14 protein-coding genes are annotated in these 21,557 nt (G+C 40.1%); 8 read left to right on the top strand and 6 right to left on the bottom strand.

Translation table 11 applies throughout. The features are described 5' to 3' along the window. Positions 1-5: 5 nt before the first annotated feature. From VB775_RS14535 to VB775_RS14525, 3 genes are read right to left on the bottom strand one after another with little or no spacing between them, the layout of a single operon-like run. Positions 6-1,442 (bottom strand): NHLP bacteriocin system secretion protein, encoded by a 1,437-nt coding sequence (locus tag VB775_RS14535; RefSeq protein ID WP_281009890.1) that lies wholly within the window; start codon positions 1,440-1,442, stop codon positions 6-8. Then, positions 1,439-2,557 carry a cyclic nucleotide-binding domain-containing protein gene (locus tag VB775_RS14530; protein ID WP_281009889.1) on the bottom strand — a complete coding sequence of 373 codons (1,119 nt, stop codon included), beginning with the start codon at positions 2,555-2,557 and terminating at the stop codon, positions 1,439-1,441. Before VB775_RS14530 ends, VB775_RS14535 begins: the two co-directional genes overlap by 4 nt. Then, a complete protein-coding gene (locus VB775_RS14525; RefSeq protein ID WP_281009888.1) occupies positions 2,554-3,777 on the bottom strand; it encodes a DUF7005 family protein in 1,224 nt (407 codons plus the stop codon). The genes VB775_RS14530 and VB775_RS14525 overlap by 4 nt, the downstream gene beginning before the upstream one ends. A gap of 222 nt (positions 3,778-3,999) precedes the next feature. On the opposite strand from VB775_RS14525, the gene VB775_RS14520 reads away from it, so the two are divergent. After that, on the top strand, positions 4,000-5,526 hold the full coding sequence (locus VB775_RS14520) for a TolC family protein (protein ID WP_281009887.1): 1,527 nt from the start codon (positions 4,000-4,002) through the stop codon (positions 5,524-5,526). 112 nt (positions 5,527-5,638) lie between these two features. Continuing rightward, positions 5,639-6,394, top strand: a complete 756-nt coding sequence (locus VB775_RS14515) for a MinD/ParA family ATP-binding protein (RefSeq protein WP_281009886.1) — start codon at positions 5,639-5,641, stop codon at positions 6,392-6,394. An 8-nt stretch (positions 6,395-6,402) separates the two neighbouring features. On the opposite strand, the gene VB775_RS14510 is transcribed toward VB775_RS14515, so the two are convergent. The 3 genes from VB775_RS14510 to VB775_RS14500 form a co-directional block, all read right to left on the bottom strand. Further along, the gene (locus VB775_RS14510) at positions 6,403-7,623 is read right to left on the bottom strand and encodes a cupin domain-containing protein (RefSeq protein ID WP_281009885.1); all 1,221 of its coding nucleotides are present in this window, start codon (positions 7,621-7,623) and stop codon (positions 6,403-6,405) included. A 77-nt stretch (positions 7,624-7,700) separates the two neighbouring features. Beyond that, the gene (locus tag VB775_RS14505) at positions 7,701-9,134 is read right to left on the bottom strand and encodes an MBL fold metallo-hydrolase (RefSeq protein WP_323216832.1); all 1,434 of its coding nucleotides are present in this window, start codon (positions 9,132-9,134) and stop codon (positions 7,701-7,703) included. Continuing rightward, complete coding sequence (locus VB775_RS14500) at positions 9,124-10,224, bottom strand: quinone oxidoreductase family protein (protein WP_281009883.1); 1,101 nt, start codon at positions 10,222-10,224, stop codon at positions 9,124-9,126. Before VB775_RS14500 ends, VB775_RS14505 begins: the two co-directional genes overlap by 11 nt. 207 nt (positions 10,225-10,431) lie before the next feature. Between VB775_RS14500 and VB775_RS14495 the strand changes: the two genes are divergently transcribed. From VB775_RS14495 to VB775_RS14470, 6 genes are all read left to right on the top strand, one after another. Then, entirely contained in the window at positions 10,432-13,647 is a 3,216-nt protein-coding gene (locus tag VB775_RS14495; RefSeq protein WP_281009882.1) for a type 2 lanthipeptide synthetase LanM family protein, read from the top strand. A gap of 860 nt (positions 13,648-14,507) precedes the next feature. After that, positions 14,508-14,846, top strand: a complete 339-nt coding sequence (locus tag VB775_RS14490) for a Nif11-like leader peptide family natural product precursor (RefSeq protein WP_281009881.1) — start codon at positions 14,508-14,510, stop codon at positions 14,844-14,846. 731 nt (positions 14,847-15,577) lie between these two features. Next, entirely contained in the window at positions 15,578-17,035 is a 1,458-nt protein-coding gene (locus VB775_RS14485; RefSeq protein WP_281009879.1) for an MBL fold metallo-hydrolase, read from the top strand. Positions 17,036-17,121: 86 nt separating this feature from the next. After that, entirely contained in the window at positions 17,122-17,679 is a 558-nt protein-coding gene (locus VB775_RS14480; RefSeq protein ID WP_281009878.1) for a 2OG-Fe(II) oxygenase, read from the top strand. Next, the gene (locus VB775_RS14475; protein ID WP_281009877.1) at positions 17,676-19,469 is read left to right on the top strand and encodes a 2OG-Fe(II) oxygenase; all 1,794 of its coding nucleotides are present in this window, start codon (positions 17,676-17,678) and stop codon (positions 19,467-19,469) included. The genes VB775_RS14480 and VB775_RS14475 overlap by 4 nt, the downstream gene beginning before the upstream one ends. Continuing rightward, on the top strand, positions 19,456-21,252 hold the full coding sequence (locus tag VB775_RS14470; protein ID WP_281009876.1) for a hypothetical protein: 1,797 nt from the start codon (positions 19,456-19,458) through the stop codon (positions 21,250-21,252). The genes VB775_RS14475 and VB775_RS14470 overlap by 14 nt, the downstream gene beginning before the upstream one ends. The last annotated feature ends 305 nt before the right edge of the window (positions 21,253-21,557 follow it).

Genomic DNA, 21,557 nt, shown 5'->3' with positions numbered 1-21,557 from the left:
TCAAGCTAATAAATACCTGTAGTAGAGCGCAAGAAAGGCAAAATATAAGTTATGGGAGCTCTTTCTTCAACTAAAACCTGAACAGTAGAGAGAGTCCCAGATTCTAAACTGATATCAGGTCCTTTAGAAGAAGACCACTTATAACCACTGCGGGTACTACTATCATCTTCTAACTCAATAAATACCTCTACTCTAGCTGAGCCATTGGGCAGTAGTAACCTAGTCGCTTCTTCGCTACCAATTAAAGCATTTACACCTTGAACAGTTGGGATATATGGAGATACCATTTTAACTTTCCCTACAATACCTCCAAATTGTTCTTTTTTGACTTGAGAAGGCGTAATTTGTACTTTCATCCCAGTTGAGACTTGTCTTCCAGTCTGATCTGGGAAGTAGGCTATGGTAATGAGTTTTTTACTCTGATCCTGATCGGGGAGATCGATGGAAGCTAATCGAGTCCCCGAATTGACAATTTGTCCAGAGGTCGCTGTCAGTTCTAAAACACGTCCCTCATGTTCACTCTTGACATTGGTATTATCTGAGATTTGTTGTTCTAAACGCGCAATACGACTTTTAACTTGCTGAATCTGGTTGGAACGATTAAAAAAACTATCTTGAACTTGCTGCCTTAATCGAGCTTCTTGACTGTCTAAATCCTTTAATTTTGATTCAAAATCATCAATAGAATTAAGGTTCTGGAGATATTGTCTTTGGGCATCAGCTTCTTGTGAATCTAGTTGCTTAAGCTGAGCCTTCAAATCAGCAATGGTGGAAAGATTTTGTAAGTATTCTTGTCTAGCCTGTAACGCCTGATCCCCTGTTATAATTCCTCTATCTAATAGGTTTTGACGAGTCCTTAAGCGATCTTCTAGAGCTGGGGATAAGTTATTTAACTGGAGTAGTCTTTCTTCTAATGCTTGACGCTGAAGGCGAATTGCTGTGACTCCTTTTTCCCTTAGTGTGGGAATGAGTCCATTAACTTCAGAAATATTTTTTTGAAGTGATCTTCTTTGCTGTTGGATCGATTCTACTTGTAAGTCAGACTGGCGATTTTGTAGTTGAGTCGAACTTTGATCCTGTTCTTGCAATTCTCTAAGTTGCTGCTTTTCAATTTGTAATTGCTTAAGTAAATCTGGCTGAGATAAAGTTGCAACTATTTGTCCCTTTTGGACTTCATCACCGACCTTGATATTGATTGATGAAATTTGACCGACTCCTACACTCTGTAAAGCCACGACCCTTCTAGGAAAGACGATAATACCTTGCCCAGCAACAGTTACGGGAATTTTGCCGAAAATGCTCCAACCTAGAGCTACTAGAGCAAGCGCTCCTAATGCTGACAGAGGAATCCAAGACTTAGCATCGGCAACATACATTAACTGATCTAGGCGCTCAGGCGAAGAAAGACGCTCTAATGATTCTTGTCGAAATAATTTGCTCATACATTACCTCTTACGGAAAGTCGTTTTAACATCCAATCAAATCTCGCACCTGCTAATGTTAAATTATCTAAACTGCTATCATCTATTTCGTCCTCGTATAAAACATTAGCTTGTAATGGCTGATTGCGATCATACGATCGCCTTTTACTATAGCCCATGCGTTCGATCAGGGCTTCTCCTCTTGAGGTAAGTAACATACTCAACATCCGATAGAATCGGGAGGCAAAACCTAGATTTTTTTGTAGTTCTAATTGTAAGACCTTACAGGGAACCGCCAAGAAAACAGATTCTTGTAAAGTTCTGACGGCAACTGTAGAAATTGTATTTAGACTCACAAAGGCGGTTTCACCAGTTATCTCGCCTGTATTTAGGTGAATAATTTCTGAGCCGATCTCATCTTCGCCTTGACTACCTGATTCTAAAGAAGCAAAAATACGGGACATCTTACGCGGCTTGTCAAAGGCAGAAATAGAACAGGTAGAGTTAAGTAAAATGAATAGGAACTCGACAGGACGACCAGCTTGGATAAACACCTCACCCTCAGGAATTACTTCAACCTTGCCATTTTTTAATAGCCAATCGACATCACCATCACTAAGTTCACCAAAAGCAGATCCACCCGCCATTAATGACTGCACAAACCCTAATTTACGCGAAAGATACTGCGGGATAATGCGTTGACAACGTTCGTCAGAATGTAATGCCAGCGCATGGTAAAATCTTGCGCCAAACCCTGTGTCCTGTCCCATCCGTTCATAGAGAGCCTGATGTGATAGTTTTAACACTTTAGATTTTTCGGTTACTTTCACCGATACCGTAGATTTGGCGACACCTAGAAAGGCTGATTCCCCAAAAATCGCCCCAATCCCCAATTCTTCTAACTTTTGGTCAACTGAAGCAACATTTTCTAGGGCAGCAAAAGCTCGCCCCATAATATTGCCCCCCTCACTGGCGATCGTGGTAATACATCCCCCTTCCAACAAAACAAAAAAGTTATTATTGATCGTCCCCTGTTCAATTAATTGCTGATTAGAATCTATATCAAGTTGCTGACCAGTGGAAATCATCCAGTCAATGTCATTATTAGTGAGTTCTTTCAATAAAAATTCAGTCATAAAAGATTTTCTCCAGAGATATGACTCTCCTTACCAGTAAAAAGAGGGATAAATTTTTGAATTGACTGGTGCAAAAGTTGAAGTGAATTTGGTGAAGCTAACTCTTCTAAAGTAAGGTAGGTAAGCGCAATTAGCAATAAAAGTTGTTGATCATTTTGCTGTAATCCTTTAATGTCTTCACCGTTTAGCTTGTCAGAAGTTTGTTGGACAAACTTTTCCAGATTTTCTGCGGCAGTTTTGATTAACTTTTGCACAATTTGGTAAGCAGAATCAGATAAAGGTGGGCTGCCTCGATAGTTCTCTAATCTCCCGCCTTCACGATAAATGGGGAAATTTTCTAATCCCATAAAAGTCAGGAACCATTGGGCGTGGAAAGTGCCTGTGGCGGCCATTATGCCTCGGTAGTCAGCTATCAGTTCGTCTACTAAATTATTTCGCATAGAATTTAGTAATCTTCTTGTACAGTAGTGAGTACATTCATGCTCTAAACGAATTAGGTGAGATAAATTAAGCCACACTATATGTTCTAAGCCTAAAGTAGAGGGTGGAATATTGCTATAAAAGCTCTTACTTAATATGATGAAGCGATCTTGATAAAGAGATTTTTTGGGAATAATTTTTTTAAATTCTGTCTGCCAATCTGATTCACTAGGCGGGGCAGATTGTTTATCACTCCATTTAGATCGATACTCGTTAATCCGATCCCAATTGTTATATCCACCAACAATGCAAGCTCCCATAGACTCAGGCACAGGTGATGGCTCATTCTTTTTGGTAAGTGCCTGAATCAAGGTGACAAAATCTTGACGATCGCTTACTAAAATTACGGGAATTAGTCCCACTAAGGTTTCATGCAGAAATAGCTGGACTTGATCAGGCTGTCTCAAAGTTAGCCCTGTTGCTTCTGACATACCTTCGGGCGTTGCTCCACGTTTTGTCGCCGCCTGATAATTTTTTACTTCGCTCATCCCTTCCTTGATTGGAAATTGCAACTGAACAAGCGTTCGCGCTAAAACTGGGAATGCGCCCTCAATCTTGGCTAGATTACAATACTGTTGCCAATTCTCAAGATGAGGTTCAGAAACTTTGATAGCTTGAATTGCTTCAGCTAGGCTTTCGTGTTGAAAAGCACTTTGGCTATAGTCGAGCAGTTCCTGTAGATTACAATCTGTCGCACCAAAGCTTTTTAAGATTTCTAAGCGAAAAAGTTGTGTTTCCAAACATTCTCCTCAAATCGCATTCCTAACGAATTATGTTACCAAAGTTCTTACAAAAAAATAACTGATTTACACGTGCTGCAATGATAATTTAATATTGCCATTTAGTTCAGTAAATGCTGTGTTAAATGCTGTGTTTAAACAATCGCTAAACAATCGCTAAATAATATTTAGAATATTGCAATATTGTAAATATAGCTAGACAATCGTGAATGAGGAGTATAAATGTTGCAACGAATGATCTGGGCAGCTTTTGCTCTAGGGATTTGCACAAATTTATGGGTGTCGTCTTCCTATGGTCAGGAAAAAATTGCTCCGCAACCCATAGATTCCCAGCCCAGCCCCTCACAAGAAAAAGATGCTCAGGAACCACCTTTAGAAAATCCTGCTGATTTATTACGCCCTATTAAAGTCCAAGAGGTTGAGCCAAAAAACATCACTTCTTTCACACTTCAGGAAGCTATTGATTTGCGACTTGCCAAAAACCGCCAAGTCCAAGCTGCCAAACTGCGTGTCGAACAGGCAAAAGCAGCTATCCGAGAAGCAGAGGCAGCATTACAACCAACAGCAGCTTTACAGATTAGTCTTTCGCGTGATTTAAGTGCTTCTAATCAACTAGCAATAGAAACTACTCGAAGGGCGGCTTTATTACAGAATGCTGACCCAAGTTCTGTAGAATTTCAACAGATACAAAACTATATAACGACTACACTTTCTCCTACTCTCAGCCTTAGTTATGGACTGTACCAACCTCAGCGCAGTCCCTTAATCGAAAGTGCGTATAAATCATTACAGTTAAATGAATTAGAAGTGGAGCGGCTTTCTCAACAAATTCGGCTTGAGATTACTAATGCTTACTACGCTATTCAGCGAGCTGATCAGCAAGTTTTGATTGAAGAGGCTTCGGTGCGTCAATCAGAAATGAGTGTTTATAATGCTGAAGAACTCCTTAAAGGGCAACTTGGCACTCGCTTTGATGTTTTAACATCCCAAGTGCAGTTGGACGATGCCACGCAAAGACTAATCAGGGCAAAAAGTCAGCAACAATCCGTCAGTCGTAGATTCGTGAGATTACTCGATTTATCGCCAACGGTTATTCCTAAAGCTTCTGAGCCAATTAAACAGGGTAAGGCATGGGAGCTTTCGCTCGAAGATAGTATTTTGTTGGGGTTGCAGCAGCGAATTGATCTTACCCAACAGGAAATAAATCGTCAAATCAGCCTTAAAAGAGCGGAGTTTGAGGAAGCATCGCTTCAGCCTCAAGTAAATCTTTTTGCAAATCTTAGTGGCTTGTCTTTAAGTACTGAAGATCCTAGAGATCCTAGTAATTTCTCCTATGGAACAGCGGTGGGTTACTCTATAGGCTTGACTTTACAATGGAGGCTCCTCGATGGTGGAGCTGCTGCTGCCAAAGCTGATCAACAACGCATAAATGCCGCGATCGCTACCAATCAATTTGCAGATATTAAAGCTCAGGTGCGCCTTGAAATTGAGGAAGCCTATTTTAGTTTGAAAGCAAATGAGAAAAATATTGTGATTGCTGAAAAAGCGCTAAGCCGTGCTGAAAAAAATCTAGAACTTGCCCGTCTAAGATTTCAAGCGGGAGTGGGACTACAAACTGAAGTCAATATTGCGGAGACGAGCCTTACCCAAGCAAGAGGAAATGTTTTACAGGCAATTATTGGCTACAATCAAGACCTTGCATCTCTTCATCGTGCTGTAGGCAACAGCACAAAACCTGAAGAAATATAAAATGGAGTTGGAATTAGTAATAAAATCTTTAGATGCTGTTTAGTGCGATTAACTTTAAATCAGCATTGACAAATTTTGTATATAGTGAATTTGAAAAATTAGTATAGGGCTTATGTCTAAAATTATTTCGATCCACTCTTATCGAGGTGGAACTGGGAAATCCAATTCTACAGCAAACCTAGCTGCTTCTCTTGCCTGTAAAGGGAAACGTGTGGGCATCGTGGATACTGACTTGCCATCCCCCGGAATCCATGTTTTGTTTGGGTTTGATGAAAGTAAATTAAATAAGACGCTTAATGACTTTTTATGGGGGCGTTGTCCAGCTAAAGAAGCAGCCTATGACGTTACCTCTACCTTGGGTAAAATGGCTACTCCTGAAAGTGCGCTTTATCTAATTCCTGCGAGTGTTCGCATTAATGACATTTCCAAGATTTTAAGGGAAGGTTATGATGTGGAGCTTTTGAATGATGGTTTTCAAGAACTGCTTAAAAGCATTAAACTTGATTACCTATTTATTGATACTCATCCTGGACTTAGTGAAGAAACGCTTCTTTCTTTGACGGTTTCTGATTTAGTAATTTTGATTTTACGTCCTGACCAGCAGGATTTTCAAGGCACGGCAGTCACGATCGATGTAGCTCGTAAGCTTAATGTTCAAAAGCTATTACTACTAGTCAACAAAGCTTTGCCAGAATTTAACTTTGATGAGCTTCAGAAAAAGATTGCTGATACTTTCCAGATTGAAGTTGCAGGAGTGCTGCCCGAATCTTCAGATATCATTCGTTTGGCGAGTAACGGCATCTTTTGCCTAAATTTCCCAGACCATCAAATTTCCAAAGTTTATCGTCATGTTGCCTCACTGATTTAGTGAGAGATTTAGTGAGAAACCGTTCGCAGTAGTCCTCCCCGAATTAGTCGCTTTATCAATGTCACTTTACCGTCGTCGGTCAACGTATTGGGCAACTCGGCAACCTTAAATTCATGATTGGCATTAGCTATAAAGGTAAATGCTGACTCTAGATGGCGTTTACCTGAGATCGTGTTGCCAGGAAATTGGATGCTTGCCCCGTCTAGCCCTGTGCGGATCACTCGGCAATGCAAACCCGATCGCTTGATCACAAGGGAGGTTAGATTTACTTCTTCCAGTTTATGCAGTTGTTGAAAATGTCCATCAGGTAATGGTGTGATCTGATGAATAAAGCGATCTCGTAGGATCTCTAATCCATCCCCTAATGCTTGAGGATCACTCGCCACTGTATTCAGGATTTCTTGAAAGGTATCCTGAAGTATGGTTATAGCTTCTCGATTGTCTAGATAGCCAATAGGAAGAGCCTTGCGTAATTTTGGGTTACGAAGGGCGACAGCAGTGATGGCACTGTTTACTAAATCCAGCCATTGAGCAGGATAAACGCCAATCGTGACATGGAGTGAAAAATCATCAAAAGTAGCGGCATGATGAATACATCCTCTTGGCACATAGAGTAAATCCCCAGGATTCAGTTGGATCGATAATTGGGGATCGCCAAGACGAGATTCAGGGATGACGGGTTGAAAGCTGCCCAACAAAGGCACAGTATTTATTGATGAATCTGTGGGATGCAGATACCATTGCTTACTTCCTTCAATCTGTAGCACAAACACATCATGGGTATCATAGTGGGGCATTAAGCCTTTAGAGTTGGGAGGAGAGAGATAGCAATTTGCCACCACACTATGATTGAGAAAATACTGTACGTTCAAGCAAGCTTGGGCTAAGGGCTGCCAGTACTGCTGGAGTCCATTAATTATGATGGTATGACCTTCGTTATAAGCCTTGTAAAGCTGGTTGAGATTGAGACTGCGATCAGGTTTAATGTAGCGATCGGGAAGCAGTTCTTGTTGATTAGCAACTACCCGAATATCAGGCGGAGTCAAATGATGTCGGGCAAGCAAAATATCCATCTCTTCGAGAGATAGTAATGTTTGATAGAAGTCAGATGCTCTTCCTGAAATGTGAAGCGGTTGTTTCTCCCAGTGTTTTTCGAGAAAATCGGCGATCGTGATCGGGTTTAGCAGTTTGAAAAAATCAAAGTTGTTATTGAAATTATTGTTGAACATAAGTAGGTAAGTTTAAGTTAGGTTTTTAAAAATTTGTGAGAGGCGCACCGAGCCTCTCACAAATTTTTTTGGATTGCTTATTGGGACTTGCTGCGTAACTTGAAGAAGGTATTAGCCAAGAGCATCATTCCTGTGTTTGGCAAAGGCGGAGAATCTGATTCAGGGAGATCTGCTGACATAGACTCCAGTCGCAGCAAGTCATCCTCATTCTTGGGATATTTCAGAAACATAGGATCGATAATCTGTTCCGATTTTGCAGATGAAATCCCTGTATTGCGAGACAAATAAACCTTATGGAAATGACGATATTCGCCAGTATTGACTAAATATTCCCAACCATGTGTTTTTTGGAAAAGGCTATCAAATCCTGAAGCGGTGATATAAAAAAATAAATTTGCCAGAGGGTTATAACCTTCGATCGCCGTAAGGGTGGAGTTCCTGAAATCTATATGCCAAATTTTACTTTGGCGATCGGGAAAGATGACTTCTAACTGATAGATAACTTGCCAATGCTGATGCTCTGCAAACATAGTACTTAAATTTTCTTGAATGAAATTCACCAAATTCGTAGTAACTTCATGAGCAATTGCTTCTTGTAAAGTCTCTAAGGGATAGCCCAAAGGATTAGGATCTTGCAAATCTTTGTGGAAATTGACAGGATTAAAGGCAATACTTTCTCGATCATCTACCACCATGCGGGCATAAAAACAAGCCGATGGATGATGCTGAAAACCTCGATCAGCATCTAGTTCGGCGATATCTCCGGGATCTAAGCTACAAACCTGTGCTTGAGGCAGTACAGTCAGCATATCTTGACAAAAGCGTTCGCGGGTCTGCGGAAAAGCAATCTGATTTTGCCAAGCTCCAGAATTTATGTATTTCCATCCTTGAGCGCCGGGAATAACCACATCAGGATTAACTAAGCTGACTAGACGATATAGATGATCGTAAACATCAAAGGGAAAACCTAAGCCCTGATTAGTTTGATACTTTGATTCCATTCCCACATTCCAAGGTGGCAGAAATATGTCAATTTTCGGAAAAGACTGTTGCACTTTTTCTATCGTAGCAGGAGCAAAGAAAGTGTCTACAGCATTCCAAAACACACCACTAGGGTCAGCAAAAACCATCCCAAGTTCAGGTAATCGCACCTCCGATCGCGTAGTCATCATGGTTGTATCTCCCATCTTTACCTTCTGAAATTCTTTGAGTGGGTAGATATGCTTATATCCCAAATTTTGTAAGCACTCAATCAAGAGTTTGTCTGGGGGGATGAGGACATCTATATGCTTAGGGAGATAGGCAAGAGAGCGAATATCAAAGTGATCGGTATGTCTATGGGAGATCACTAAAAAATCGTAGGGGGGAAATAAATCAGGAAAGATTTCTCGTTGAGGACAAGAGGCATTGGTTCCATCACAAAAGGGGTCCCAAAGTAAAGGATCCATCAAGATTTTACAGTCTTGTGTCTCAACCAATAGGGATGCGTGACCTAGAAAATTAATTTTCATAGCTGTAAACCACCTTGCCAAAGCGATCGGGGGAATTATACGTACGATCAAAGAACGGTGCGACATCCTTACCTGTATAGACACTATCGATCGCTACAGGTAAATTTCCTTGAGCATAATCGGCGATCGCTTGCGCTAAATCAGAAGTAAGTCCAATACAATTACCAATAATCGAAAGATTGTAAATCATCGTTGTGTATAAAAGATGTTGGGGGCTTATGCCGATATCGGGCGATTGGGTTCCCGTCAGATCCGTAAATTGATCATAAAGTCCACAGGTTATATATTTAGCTTCTGGTTTCATCACAGGCAACATTCTGGCAATATGCAAATCAAAAAAAGGATCAATGATGCCATGAAATCCGCCTTTGGTTTCCTCAAGAACTGATGCCGCCGTTTCAGGATCGATCCAAGTCTCGGAATTTGGCTGAATTTGCACCACCCGATCAACACCGATCTCCCGAATTTTGTCGATGAAGTTGCCCGAACTCGTCAGCGCATAAACCCGAATTCCCATCTGCTGACGATATTTTTGCAAAGCGTGCAGTACAAATAGAGACGTATTGGATTTTGCGGCGGTGACTAAAATATTTTGTTCGGGCTGAATCTGCAATTTGCGGATCATGCTGTAACTGGTTTGTCCGCCAATACTAAAGGAAGCAGCCACATCGTCGGGCATAACATCAGGAATTTTGATTAATTTAGCCTGATGGAGAATCCGCAACTCTTTAGAAGCATGGTTTGTGGGAACTCCTGGTGGTAAACCCAACACACCAGAGTCAGGATAGCAATTATTGGCGATGACGCGATCGCCTGGCTTTAAATCAGTTACATTGCTTCCTACCGAGACTATTACCCCGATAAATTCCGACCCTATGGCATTAAAGCGATTGGCAGAGGCGCTAGTTGCAGTATTGAGAATAATTCGTTTGTCTCGATAGTTGCAGGAAAAGGCTTTGACTTGGAATAGAACATGATTACTTAGGGCAGGATCTTTGCTGGCAAAGGTAATATCTTTAGTATGGATAATCCCACAATTAATCTTAATACCTTCAATTTCAAGATGATCGACAAAACTATCTGCCGACATGATTTTTTCAACTTTGGATCCGCAAATCGAAACTGTTTTCATACTAAAATTTTTTAAAAAGCGGCTGTTACATAATGTGAAACTAAGAACCTAAGTTTGTTCTTGCAGCTTCAGCTTGCTAATAAACTTGTCGATAACTATAACATCACCACTATTTTCTCATGACACCGTGTAGTTTATTCTTGATCAATATTTGCTTAGACTTTTATGTTCTTATCTCAACTAGATTACCAGCCATCTTTAGCACTTCAGCAACTGGCATTCAACACCTATGCTTTGACAGAGCGGCTTGCTCTTTTTAATATACCAATCCAAGATTTAAATCAAGACTTAGGTGATATTGCCAGACAAAGATTGCAAACATGGCAGAAAATAGCAGCCAAAAATGATCCCATCAAATTCAGTCATCGGCTCCTATGGTCAGGGCTTAATCAGGATCGGGTTTTAGCGGCGTTAGCAGGTGGTGAACCTACGGAACAATGCAAAGTCCCTATTTCTGATTGGTTAATTTGTTTGCAATCAGTGTTAAATATTGCCAACAATTACTCTCCAAAATCATCGCCAAAAACTCTTCAAAATCAATGTTTCAAGTCCGAATCTCCTATTCCCTTTGAGTCTGTATATGTTCCTTTTCTTGCGGTAGCGGAGAATAATCTCCAATTTTTGAATTGCCTAGCCCCTGAAGCAAAGAATCATCTTCTCAGAAGTCTACTGGAAAATCTAGCAAAAATAGGAACTCCTACTTTAATGGAGGAATTTGAAACATTTAGGGGCAACAATAATAGCTTGCGAGGTTTTCTGCTCATGCAGATCACCCACAAGCAAAAGCAAAAGTTTCAAAGCTTCTTGGAATTATTATTTGAGGATGGATTATGGGGGCTTTTTCAAAAATATCCAGTGTTGGCTAAACTACTCTCCCTTGCAGTCATTTTTTGGTGTGAGTCAATCTCAGAATTTCAATCTCGGCTTGAACAAGACTGGAAAGAAATTGAAAAGTGTTTCAGCCCTAATCAATCTTTAACTCAAGTAGTAGACTGCCAATGTAACTTGTCAGATTCCCATAACAGAGGTCGATCGGTTTTAATAATTACCTTTGATACAGGACTTAAAATTGTTTATAAACCTCGTAACTTAGCTATAGATTGTGCATTCAATGAGATTTTGGATTGGTGTAATCAACAATCCTCTCTTTTACATCTACTTCCAATCAAGATCTTGAATCGAGAAAATCATGGTTGGATGGAATTTATTCCTAATAGTCCCTGTAAAGATACTTCATCCATTGAACGATTTTATGAACGTTGTGGAATGCTTTTAGCACTTTTATATCTACTTGAAGGTACAGACTGTCATCAGGAGAATCTGATTGCCAATGGTGAGCATCCTGTCTTTATAGATGGGGAAACATTGTTTCATCACCACATTAAAACGACATCTAAAAAAGATCATACTGCTTTAGAGAATGCCTCCCATATTTTACAGAATTCGGTCTTGAGAACCTTTTTGTTGCCGCAATGGGGCATACTTCCAAATGATACTTTGACTGTGGACGTTAGTGGACTTGGAGGTAAAACCCAGTTCTATGCAACTCCAGTTTGGAAACATATTAATACCGATGGTATGCGCTTAGAAACAGCTCAGACAAACGTTATACAAGGGAACGTGCCGACTTTGCTGGGGGAAACAATAGATATGTCATCCTACCAATTGGAAGTAACTAAGGGCTTTCAAAAGATGTATCTTGCTTTACTGAATCACAAGGAATTTCTTTTGAGTAATGATAGTCTTTTGCCAGCCTTTGATCAAATTAAAGTTCGATTTGTATTTCGGAACACTCAAACCTACTATACAATCCTGCAAAATTCCTACGATCCAAAATACATGAGAAATGGAGTCGATCGCAGTATCGCTCTTGAAAGTCTCAGTCGAGCTTTTCTTACATCTGATGAATGCCCCATGTGTTGGTCAATTCTTGAAGCTGAGATCCAATCCTTGGAACAAATGGATATTCCTTTTTTTACTACGGTTACAAATGATACTCACATTTGTTTGCCTAATGGGAAAACTGATACAGGAACTTTCAGTCAATCTAGCTTTTTGGCAGTTCAAAATAACATTGAATTACTAAGTAAAGAAGGATTACAAACGCAACTTACGATGATCCAAGGGGCATTAGAAGCACGTTTCCGCCAAGAACCATCTCTGCCCATCTTACCAATACCAATTGATACTCAAATCAATACTAAAAATTCAAATGGCGAGAGTGATGTAGATCTGGCATTACTGGAAACTGCAATTATGTTAGGTGAGGCTGTTATCTCTAAGGGAATTACGGGAAGTGATGCTGGACTCGCTTGGATGGGGCTAACCTATAAACCGGCAATTTCAAAGTTTCGCTGGCAAGTTTTAGGGGGAGGACTTTGGGATGGGAACATCGGGATCGCTTTGTTTTTCGCATCTCTAGCCAAAGTTACTGGAAAATCGCAATGGTATGAATATACAGAGCAAAGTCTAATTCCATTGCAAGCTACTTTTGCCGATCTAAACTCTTTTCAGCAGCGCCGCATAGCTGCGGATATTGGGATTGCGGGGCTGGGGGCGATGATTTACGGGCTTGAAATAATTAGTAAATTATTGGACAATTCCAACCCTAGATTAATTTCCCAAAAAATACTGAAATGTATTACTTCCGAATTAATTGAAAGTGAAATATATTTTACTGCGTTAAATGGATCGGCTGGCGGAATTTTGGGACTACTAGCGATCGCCGAAAGTTCACCTAGAGCATTAGAATTAGCGAAGAAATGCGGGAATCATCTCGTCACTCAAAAAGGGGAGGCAAATAACACACCTAAACCCATAGGGTTTGCGAGTGGAATGGCAGGAATTACCTACAGTCTATTGCGGCTTTATAAAGCGACAGGAGAGGAAATATACCTAGAAATTGCCAAGGAAGCTATTACGTATGAACGTCTTTCATTTGATCGAAAACTAGGAATTTGGAATGATTTTCGTACCAATCCTCCTAAACTTTCAATGAGTTGGGCAAATGGGGCAACAGGTATTGGATTAGCAAGATTAGGAGGGATTTCTGAGTTAGACACACCAGATATCCGTGAGGAGATCTCTCAGGCTTTACAGGCAATTAAGCAATATTCAATGTGGGGTGAAGATGATTTAATGTGGGGAAACTGTGGACGTATTGAAACTTTAATAGTTGCTGCAAATACCTTGAAGAATCCTGACCTATTTAAAATGGCAAAATCATGGGGTCATACCTTACAAAAGTCACAGAAGATATTAGTTGAAAATGAAAGTCACTTCATTAATCCTTCATTTTTACATGGAGTGTCAGGGACTGGTTACACGCTCCTACGCCTCATTTATCCCAACTTGCTCCCTTGCATATTGCTATGGCAATAATGAGTTAATGTTTAATATTTTTATGACACCTAAAATTAATATCTATAACAGCACTTTGCACTGTATATAGTAGTCCTAAATCATTCATGAGAAAATTAGAGCTTCGACTTCGCTCAGCCATCGGTATAAGTTTGGCTAAGCGAAGTCGAAGCCTCTCACAACTCATTTAGGATTGCTATAGATATTAAAAGTATCAGATTTTTTTATTTCTATTTTATTAATAATTACGAATAATAAGTAATTATTTTTGTATATTTCGCAAACATAAAACATGCTAACAATTGTTTTATATAAAAATAGCTTTTTGATTTGAAATGATTTATTAAAGAAAAAGAAGCAAGGGTAAAGAGAGTCGTTAGGTAGCTAAGAAACAGATTGAAAAGTCTTGATTGCTAAAAATGCTGATTGATCCCCACTACCTCGCCTTACGAAAGGTGGGGTAGATTAAAAAAGCCCTCCTTTTTAAGGAAAATTTAGGGGGATCGCAACTTTTCAAACAGCCTCTAAGGAGGGATAGATAAATAATAAAATGTTATTAATCTCTGAAATTATTGGTATACACGCAGCTTTACAATGCATCATAAATTACTCGCTGCGAAGAGATTAAAAAATTTAGAATACTCAAAACGGTAGATTTTATTTTTATTTTGTGGTATATAATATCCTTAGACTTCAAAATAGTTATCTTTAAACAATAAATATAGAAATTGAAATTATTATAGGCAAGTGGCAAACTTGTCAATTTTATAATTTTGTTCTGCTATATCAGGGGATAATCACGCTAAGCATTAGCTTCTTGAAAAACCCTAAGGTAATTATTTGAAATAGTTTGCTAATCCAAATTCATACGGAGATCAAAGATGAGCGCAAGTGCAGTTCAAGAATTTCTTGACAGCGTACAAACTGATGAGAGCCTTGCACAAGAATTAGTTAAAGCTTTGGAAGCAGAAAATGATCGCGAATCTGTCACCGCGTTGGCTACTTCTAAAGGCTACGACATTACTTCTGAAGAGCTATGGGCTGAGGTGAAAAAGCGTCAAGAAGAACTGAATGAACGTCAAGGTGCAGGTGAGCTTTCTGACGAAGAGTTAGAGGCTGTCGCTGGTGGTGAATTTGTCGTTGGATCGATTGTGATCAGCATCCTTACTGGTGCTGCTGCGGGCTATCTTGTTAATCAGATTCCACCGATTAAATGGTAGGTTGACATAGTTCTTTTTGTAGGGGGAGAAGATATAAAGATACATTAAATTCTTTATATCTTCTCCCTTCAAGTAACTATACCGAAAATTTGCTATGTGTATATTCAAATAGAAACTAATTTTCTGAAATGTTTACTAATCTACTTCAAATGGAAATTTAAAGATGAGTGCAAGTGCAGTTCAAGAATCTCTTGAAAAAGTACAAACTGATGAGAGCCTTGCTTAAGAGTTGGTTAAGGCTTTGGGAAGTGACAATGATCGTGAAGCTGTTGCAGAATTGGCTACTTCTAAAGGCTACGAAGTTACTTCGGAAGAGCTATGGGCTTAATTTCAAAGGCTTCAGGAAGATTTTCAACAACGTCAAGAAGCAGGAGAACTTTCTGATAATGAACTAGAAGCTATCGCTGGTGGAGCTATTACTGAAGCAGCTATTACAGTTATGATGACACTTATTCCTAGACCTAATGGTAGATTGTAGGTTACGCTAAGTAGTAACCTACGAGTTATTATAGCACTTTGCGCTAATTTAAAACCCAGAGAATTTGTTGAATGGGGCGAGGAGCGCCCCATTCAACAAATTCTCTGTACTACTCAAAGCCTCAATAGGCTGTAAATATTGATAATGTTGGAAAAGTTTTGTGAGTAACAAGTATCACATAATGTTACCTGTTACTCACTTTTTAAAAAAACTTTTAGTAATTTAAAGTAAATATTAGTGCTTACGATCGCTTATGGCTGACATTATTTCTTTCATGAAAGGTTCTCAACTACAGGCTTTAACTTCTTCTGATCGTTTGTGTTACGCTATTCAGCCTTTTATTCAAGAAGTTCTAAATCAATTTGTAATCCTCAAGGATTTAGGAGAAGCAATCCTGCGATCAGCAGGCAAACATGAGAAAGTGGTCGCCAAGCTATTTGACCTGCAAGAAAATGATCCTGTGAATTCCTTCAGTTTAAAAGAAAAATTTCTATTTCCTGATCGCAACCATTGGCAAATCCTTAACTTTAGTAATGGCAGATTTCCCGATTTTTTGAACAAGAGAGGTGCGCTTGCTATACAGGATCGGGAATTTGTACGCCAATTTCACCATCTTCTCTTTCTTTGTGGACAATCTCGCTTTACCTATCAGGAAATCTCAAGTCAGATTGGTGACCAAATGCAGCCGATTTTAGAAGTATTTTTGCAGTCTTGGGTTCTCCAACAGAAAGCATTTTTGCCATCGAAATCTCCCGCCCTAGAATCTGGCGTGTATCGCTTACAGCACGCTGCACTACTGTATCGCAGCCAAACTACAGGTATTCTGGTTGATCCCCATCTACACTCTAATTATGGTATTCCTAACCTAAATGCTGATATCTCACGGGCGATGTTAGAGGGATTGGTTGATGGAATTCTCATCTCTCACAGCCATTACGATCACTGGCATTACCCTACGCTCATGCAGTTTTCCCCTGATATTCCGATCATTGTGCCGAGGGTTCCGCGTGGGTCAATTACTTGTGAAGACATGGCAGCCCAACTGCGAGGGATTGGTTTTACAAATGTTTATGATGTCCCTTGGAACAGCGATCCAATCAAGATTGGCGACATTGATGTTCATGTATTGCCATTTTATGGAGAACAAGTTCTCGTTCCCGAACATCCTCAACCTGTTCATTCTGACCTAAAAAATTGGGGAAATACTTATCTAATCGAAACTGATTCCTATCGGTCGTGGTTTTTGATTGATGCAGGAATAGAGCCAGAGCATTCTATATTGGACGTTGCTGACGAAGTATATGATCGCTTTGGTGCGATCGATTGGATAGTAAGCAATTTTCAGCCACTTTCCTACAATTCCATTGGCGTAGATATTACCTCTTGGGGATTAGATATTGTCTCGAATTTGCTGAGTAACCCGCCAATTTTGGGAGTAACCTGTCAGTCCCAAGGTGAATATACAGCCACCTTAGGTCCAAAGGGAGTTGCGGAAGTATGTGCAAAAGTCAAAGCTAAAGCTTGCCTCCCCTATGCTGATAGTTGGGCTGATTTAGGGAATCTTACGGTACATGATCAAATTTTGATTCCACAGGTACAATCCTATTTGCAGCAGTTAGGATGTCAAACTATTGTCCACCCTTGGGCTATCGGTAACGGATTGACCCCAACTGGTTTGAAGAAAGGATTTGCATTTAACTTACCGCAATGAATAATACTATTGACGTTCTATCTATCCTTCCGTATAAGTTTCCACTTAAGGAAACTGTACGATGTTACACACGTAGGTTTAATTGTTTGCCTGTAGATGAACTTACGAATCTTGCCCAGAAAATTCTTGGCTCTCGCTATCTTGGCATCAGTCAACTCAGTGAAGGGTTTGCCAGTACTCAGGGCTTCTCCATAATATTTAGGAGAGAAGGTATTCCCGCAGTTGTTGAACATTTTCCAGAATTATCTGCCTATCTCAATGCTGCTCTTAAATCATTGTGCAATGCTTTCTATTTAAATATCTTAATATTAACTGAAGGTTCTTGTGTTACTGACCATATAGATTGTAGTATTTGTGAGTATTTTCAAGAATTAGTAAGTCCCCGATTGGTAAGTGTTTTATACGTGCAAGTGCCTGAAGATATGCAAGGTGGACAGTTAGTGCTTTCTTTAGACTCTGAAGAAATAGCGACCATTCAACCACAGGAAAATATGCTTCTACATTTTTTAGGTCATCTCACCCATAGAGTTCAATCTGTTCAAACTAGTCAACCTCGAATTAGCATTGTTTGTGAACAATATAATCTTAAAGAAGAATGGTTAGTGCAAGTCCCAAATTTTGCAATTAAGACGGGGGCGTTATGATCAAAACCAGCAATTCCCTTACAGAAATATTACGTCTGATTGAACCTGCTGTTGTTCCTAAATTAATGACAGTCAGTAATTGGAACAAGATTGATCACATTACCCAAATATTACCCAATGCCCTCTCATCTTTTTTTGGCTTTGAATATCGTTTAGGTAATACCCTTGCCGAAGCTGACTTTCTGCTCTGCGTTGCTGCCGACGAAGCAGGAAAGAGAGTACTTGGCGATCGCAACTATTCGGTGTCCATACCCGCGTTGGTTACAGAAGATCCGATTTGGCAAAGAATCCAAACTTTTGCGAGCGAATGGAATACGAGTACTTCAGCGATCGCTAAGGATGTATTTAATATCTGGCTAGAATTTGATATTCCCAAAGCTTTTGCCGATGGTCAAATCCCTACCCCCAGCTTTTTTATGGGGGTAAATGATGTTTACAGATGTGACTCTCTGGAGGAGCAGAAAAAGCGCCGTGGTTGGCTAGTAGAAGAATCTTTACCTTTATTGTTTGGAAAATCGCTACCAAGCGCTAACCAAGAGATGCTTTATCACTGTTTTCAAGAGCTACCAAAAGGCGCTCATGTGTTTCAGATAGGATTAATGTTAGCCCGTCAAGTAGAGACAGTGCGTTTATGTATACGTAATATTTCGCCTTTGCAAATTGGTTCCTATTTATCTGCGATCTCTTGGAAAGGTAATATTGAGAAGTTGACTCAGTTTCTACATTTACTCTCTCCCCTCGTTGATCGGGTTGATCTTGATATTGATGTTGACTTTTCTACGCAATCAAAGATTGGATTGGAGTGCTATTTTTATCAACAGCCTTCCTTAGAGCCAAGATGGGTTTCTTTTTTTAATTTCTTAGAAGAGCGATCGCTTTGTTTGCCAGAAAAACGCAAGGCGATATTTTCCTATCCAGGATATTTACGGGAGAGCGCTAATCAGGAGCAATGGCCCAAGGGTTTAAAGCGCTTAACTCAGTTCTTGGGAGCTAAAAACGAAGGAATATTATTTCGAGGCATTCATCACGTAAAAATCACTTATGAGGATGATGCTCCCCAAGAAGCAAAATCTTACCTTTACGTGACTCGTAAGAATTTAAATCATCAAGAAATTAAGCAAGCAATTAAAAGTCCTAAAAACTTTGTCGAAATAGAGAACTTTCTCACCGAATCTGAACAAGAAGAATTATGGCAATTCACTAAAAATCACAACAATGGTTTTGTATTAAGCGATGTCTATAATCAGAAATTACCTGTTAGCGATCGCCAATATCATCGACATTCTCTAATCCTCGATCAACCCTTTACCCTTTCGCCATTAATCGTGGAAAAAGTGCGTCAAGTCCTTCCCAAAATCTTAGCTACGTTGCAAACCCAAGAATTTCCACTTGGTCCCATTGAAGCCCAACTCACAGCCCACAACGATGGTGAATACTTCAAATTACATAATGACAATGGTATTGAGGCGGTGGCAAGTCGTATATTGACATTCGTTTATTACTTTCATCAGCAACCCAAAGCGTTTACGGGTGGCGAGTTGCGTATTTATGATGGTAAATTTGAAGGCGAAAAAGGTGAGAAAGGCGAAAAGGGCAAAAAATTTGTGCCAACAGGTTATCACGTTGTTGTTCCTAGAAATAACTGCATTGTCTTTTTCCCAAGTCAACTTATGCACGAAGTTACCCAAGTTCAATGTCCATCCCAAAAATTTTTAGATAGTCGCTTCACCGTAAATGGATGGGTTCATGATGCGTCAAAAATAAAGGAGTTGCCTGATGAAAATCTCTAATATCCTTGATTTACTGCCCCAGTCTCTGGAATGGATGGTTTTATTTAACCTTGAAAAAGTGCGCCCGATCGCAGGCGATCAAGTAACTCGTGCGATGTTTTACCTGCCTGAAACCATCGATCTCAATCCTTTTAGCCATGTTGTCCTCACTAGTGCTGGCAGGCTAGTAGCAACTCTCTCCGAGAACTCGTTGGTTGATCCCTACTCTGGTAATATCTGCGAAAAGCCACCACAGGGTAGAACATTAGCGTGCCAATTTGCTGATCGCTTGTCATTATTTGCGATCGATGAGGCGGATTGTATTGGCTTAGGTGAAATTGAAGGGTTCTCTCCAGTACTGCTACATCTAGTTCTCAATGATCATGAAGGTCACGCCAATGCCATTTTTGATTTCGATCCTGAGCACCCCCCCGATCATCGACACTATGAGTTATTACGTGCTGTGGGAGTCCGTTTCGTTGAGGGTAAATCCCAAGATGGCTACTATTTAGCTCAATTCCGTAATCGACTGCCAATTCATATTCATGCAGGAATTTTGTCGCATTTTGAGCGCACAGGTAACTGTAATCTCTTTTTCTTGCAACATGGCAAAATTGATGCGCCCCTAGAGCAAGGACTTTTGGCAGCAGGTTCGCGCCGCATTACTTGGAGTAAAAATCAGGCGATCGCTTGGCTCCAAAAATTAACCGAAGAAGCATTACAAAGTTCCTTATCGATGACCTGTGTTCCCCCTGCGCCAGAACAGCCATTTGCCTATGGCGATCTGGTTCCTTTGGGATTTGTATTGCGATCGCTACGAGATACGCAAACAACGGCAGCCTATGCCCAGCTATCTGAATACATAATCAGTCAACAGCAAGATTTTCTGTGGGCTTTTCATCAGCAACGATTAATCACTGCTACAGATTCGGCTCTGGTCATGCAAGGACTAACTGGCGATTTATCAGAAACTTTTGCAGCCCTAGAAAACTATAGTGATGGGCAAGGTTACTACCCTCAGTTGTGGGCTGAATCATCTCAACCTCATCGGATGATCAAAGATCCTAGTTGCGCCCATTGGTGTCAAACAGACTTCGCTACCACAGCAATGATTCGGGCGCTCCAGCTATCAAATGGCATAGAACCAAAAACTCCCATTACCTATTTGACAGATAGAATGGCTGAGCGTAGTGGCTTGTATTTTGCGAATCCCTATTTAGTAGATTACTATTTAGCCCTTGCCTTGCAAGAAGATACACGCACTAGCGAATTAGCTCGTCAGCAACTTCTAGGAGAAGTTCTAAGTAGTCGCAATAAAGACTTTAGTTTTGGTTATTTTGATATTCCTCTTTCTACAGCGTTAGCAATTTTGACTATCTCAGCTTTAGGAAGTCAGGGACGGATTATGAGAGCATCTCAACTAAGACTGTTAGACTTTTTAGAATCTGCGGGTAGTTTTCCCGCATCAATTCCATTTTATTCTTCGCTTCGTCTTGATGCTAGTGAACAATCAGATTTCAAGTTAAAGATGATGCAACTAAATCTATTTGCCGATCCTAGAAAGCGATCGCAAGTACAGCAAATTGGCGAAGAGTATCACAGTATTTCTCTGTATGTGGACAACCATAAAATGATTTCTACAGCCTTAGCAGTTTCTGCGCTGAATACTCCCTGTCATGCAGAAACTTATGATATTGATAGGTTACCGCAAGTCAATGCCCATCCTCGCTATCGCTGCCGAGATCAGATCAGCTATATTGCCAAATTTGCCCTGCGCCCTTATGTAGAAGTCTCTGCTAATTGAAAGCTCAATACTTCGGGCAATTAGTATCACCACCCGTCTAATCCAGCTTTTCCACCGATTTTAAGAAAGCCTGTTTTGCCGCAATCTTATTTTTAACGTCAGTTCGACGGAGTAGACAAAAGCAAAAGAAAAGCTGAGACTAGGTTTGACAAACTAACCTGTATTATTCACGAGATGAGAAAGAGAAACGAAATCCAAGCAAAAACAGATCGTTAAGTTAAGAATGGAGAGATTTGCATCAATTAAAAGAAGAAAAAGCAACAGAAACAAGAATTAATGGCAAAAATGGACTTAAATGGCTACAA

It is taken from the genome of Pseudanabaena sp. CCNP1317 (assembly GCF_034931345.1).
Classification (GTDB): Bacteria; Cyanobacteriota; Cyanobacteriia; order Pseudanabaenales; family Pseudanabaenaceae; genus Pseudanabaena; species Pseudanabaena galeata.
This window is presented reverse-complemented; position numbering and strand designations above follow the sequence as displayed.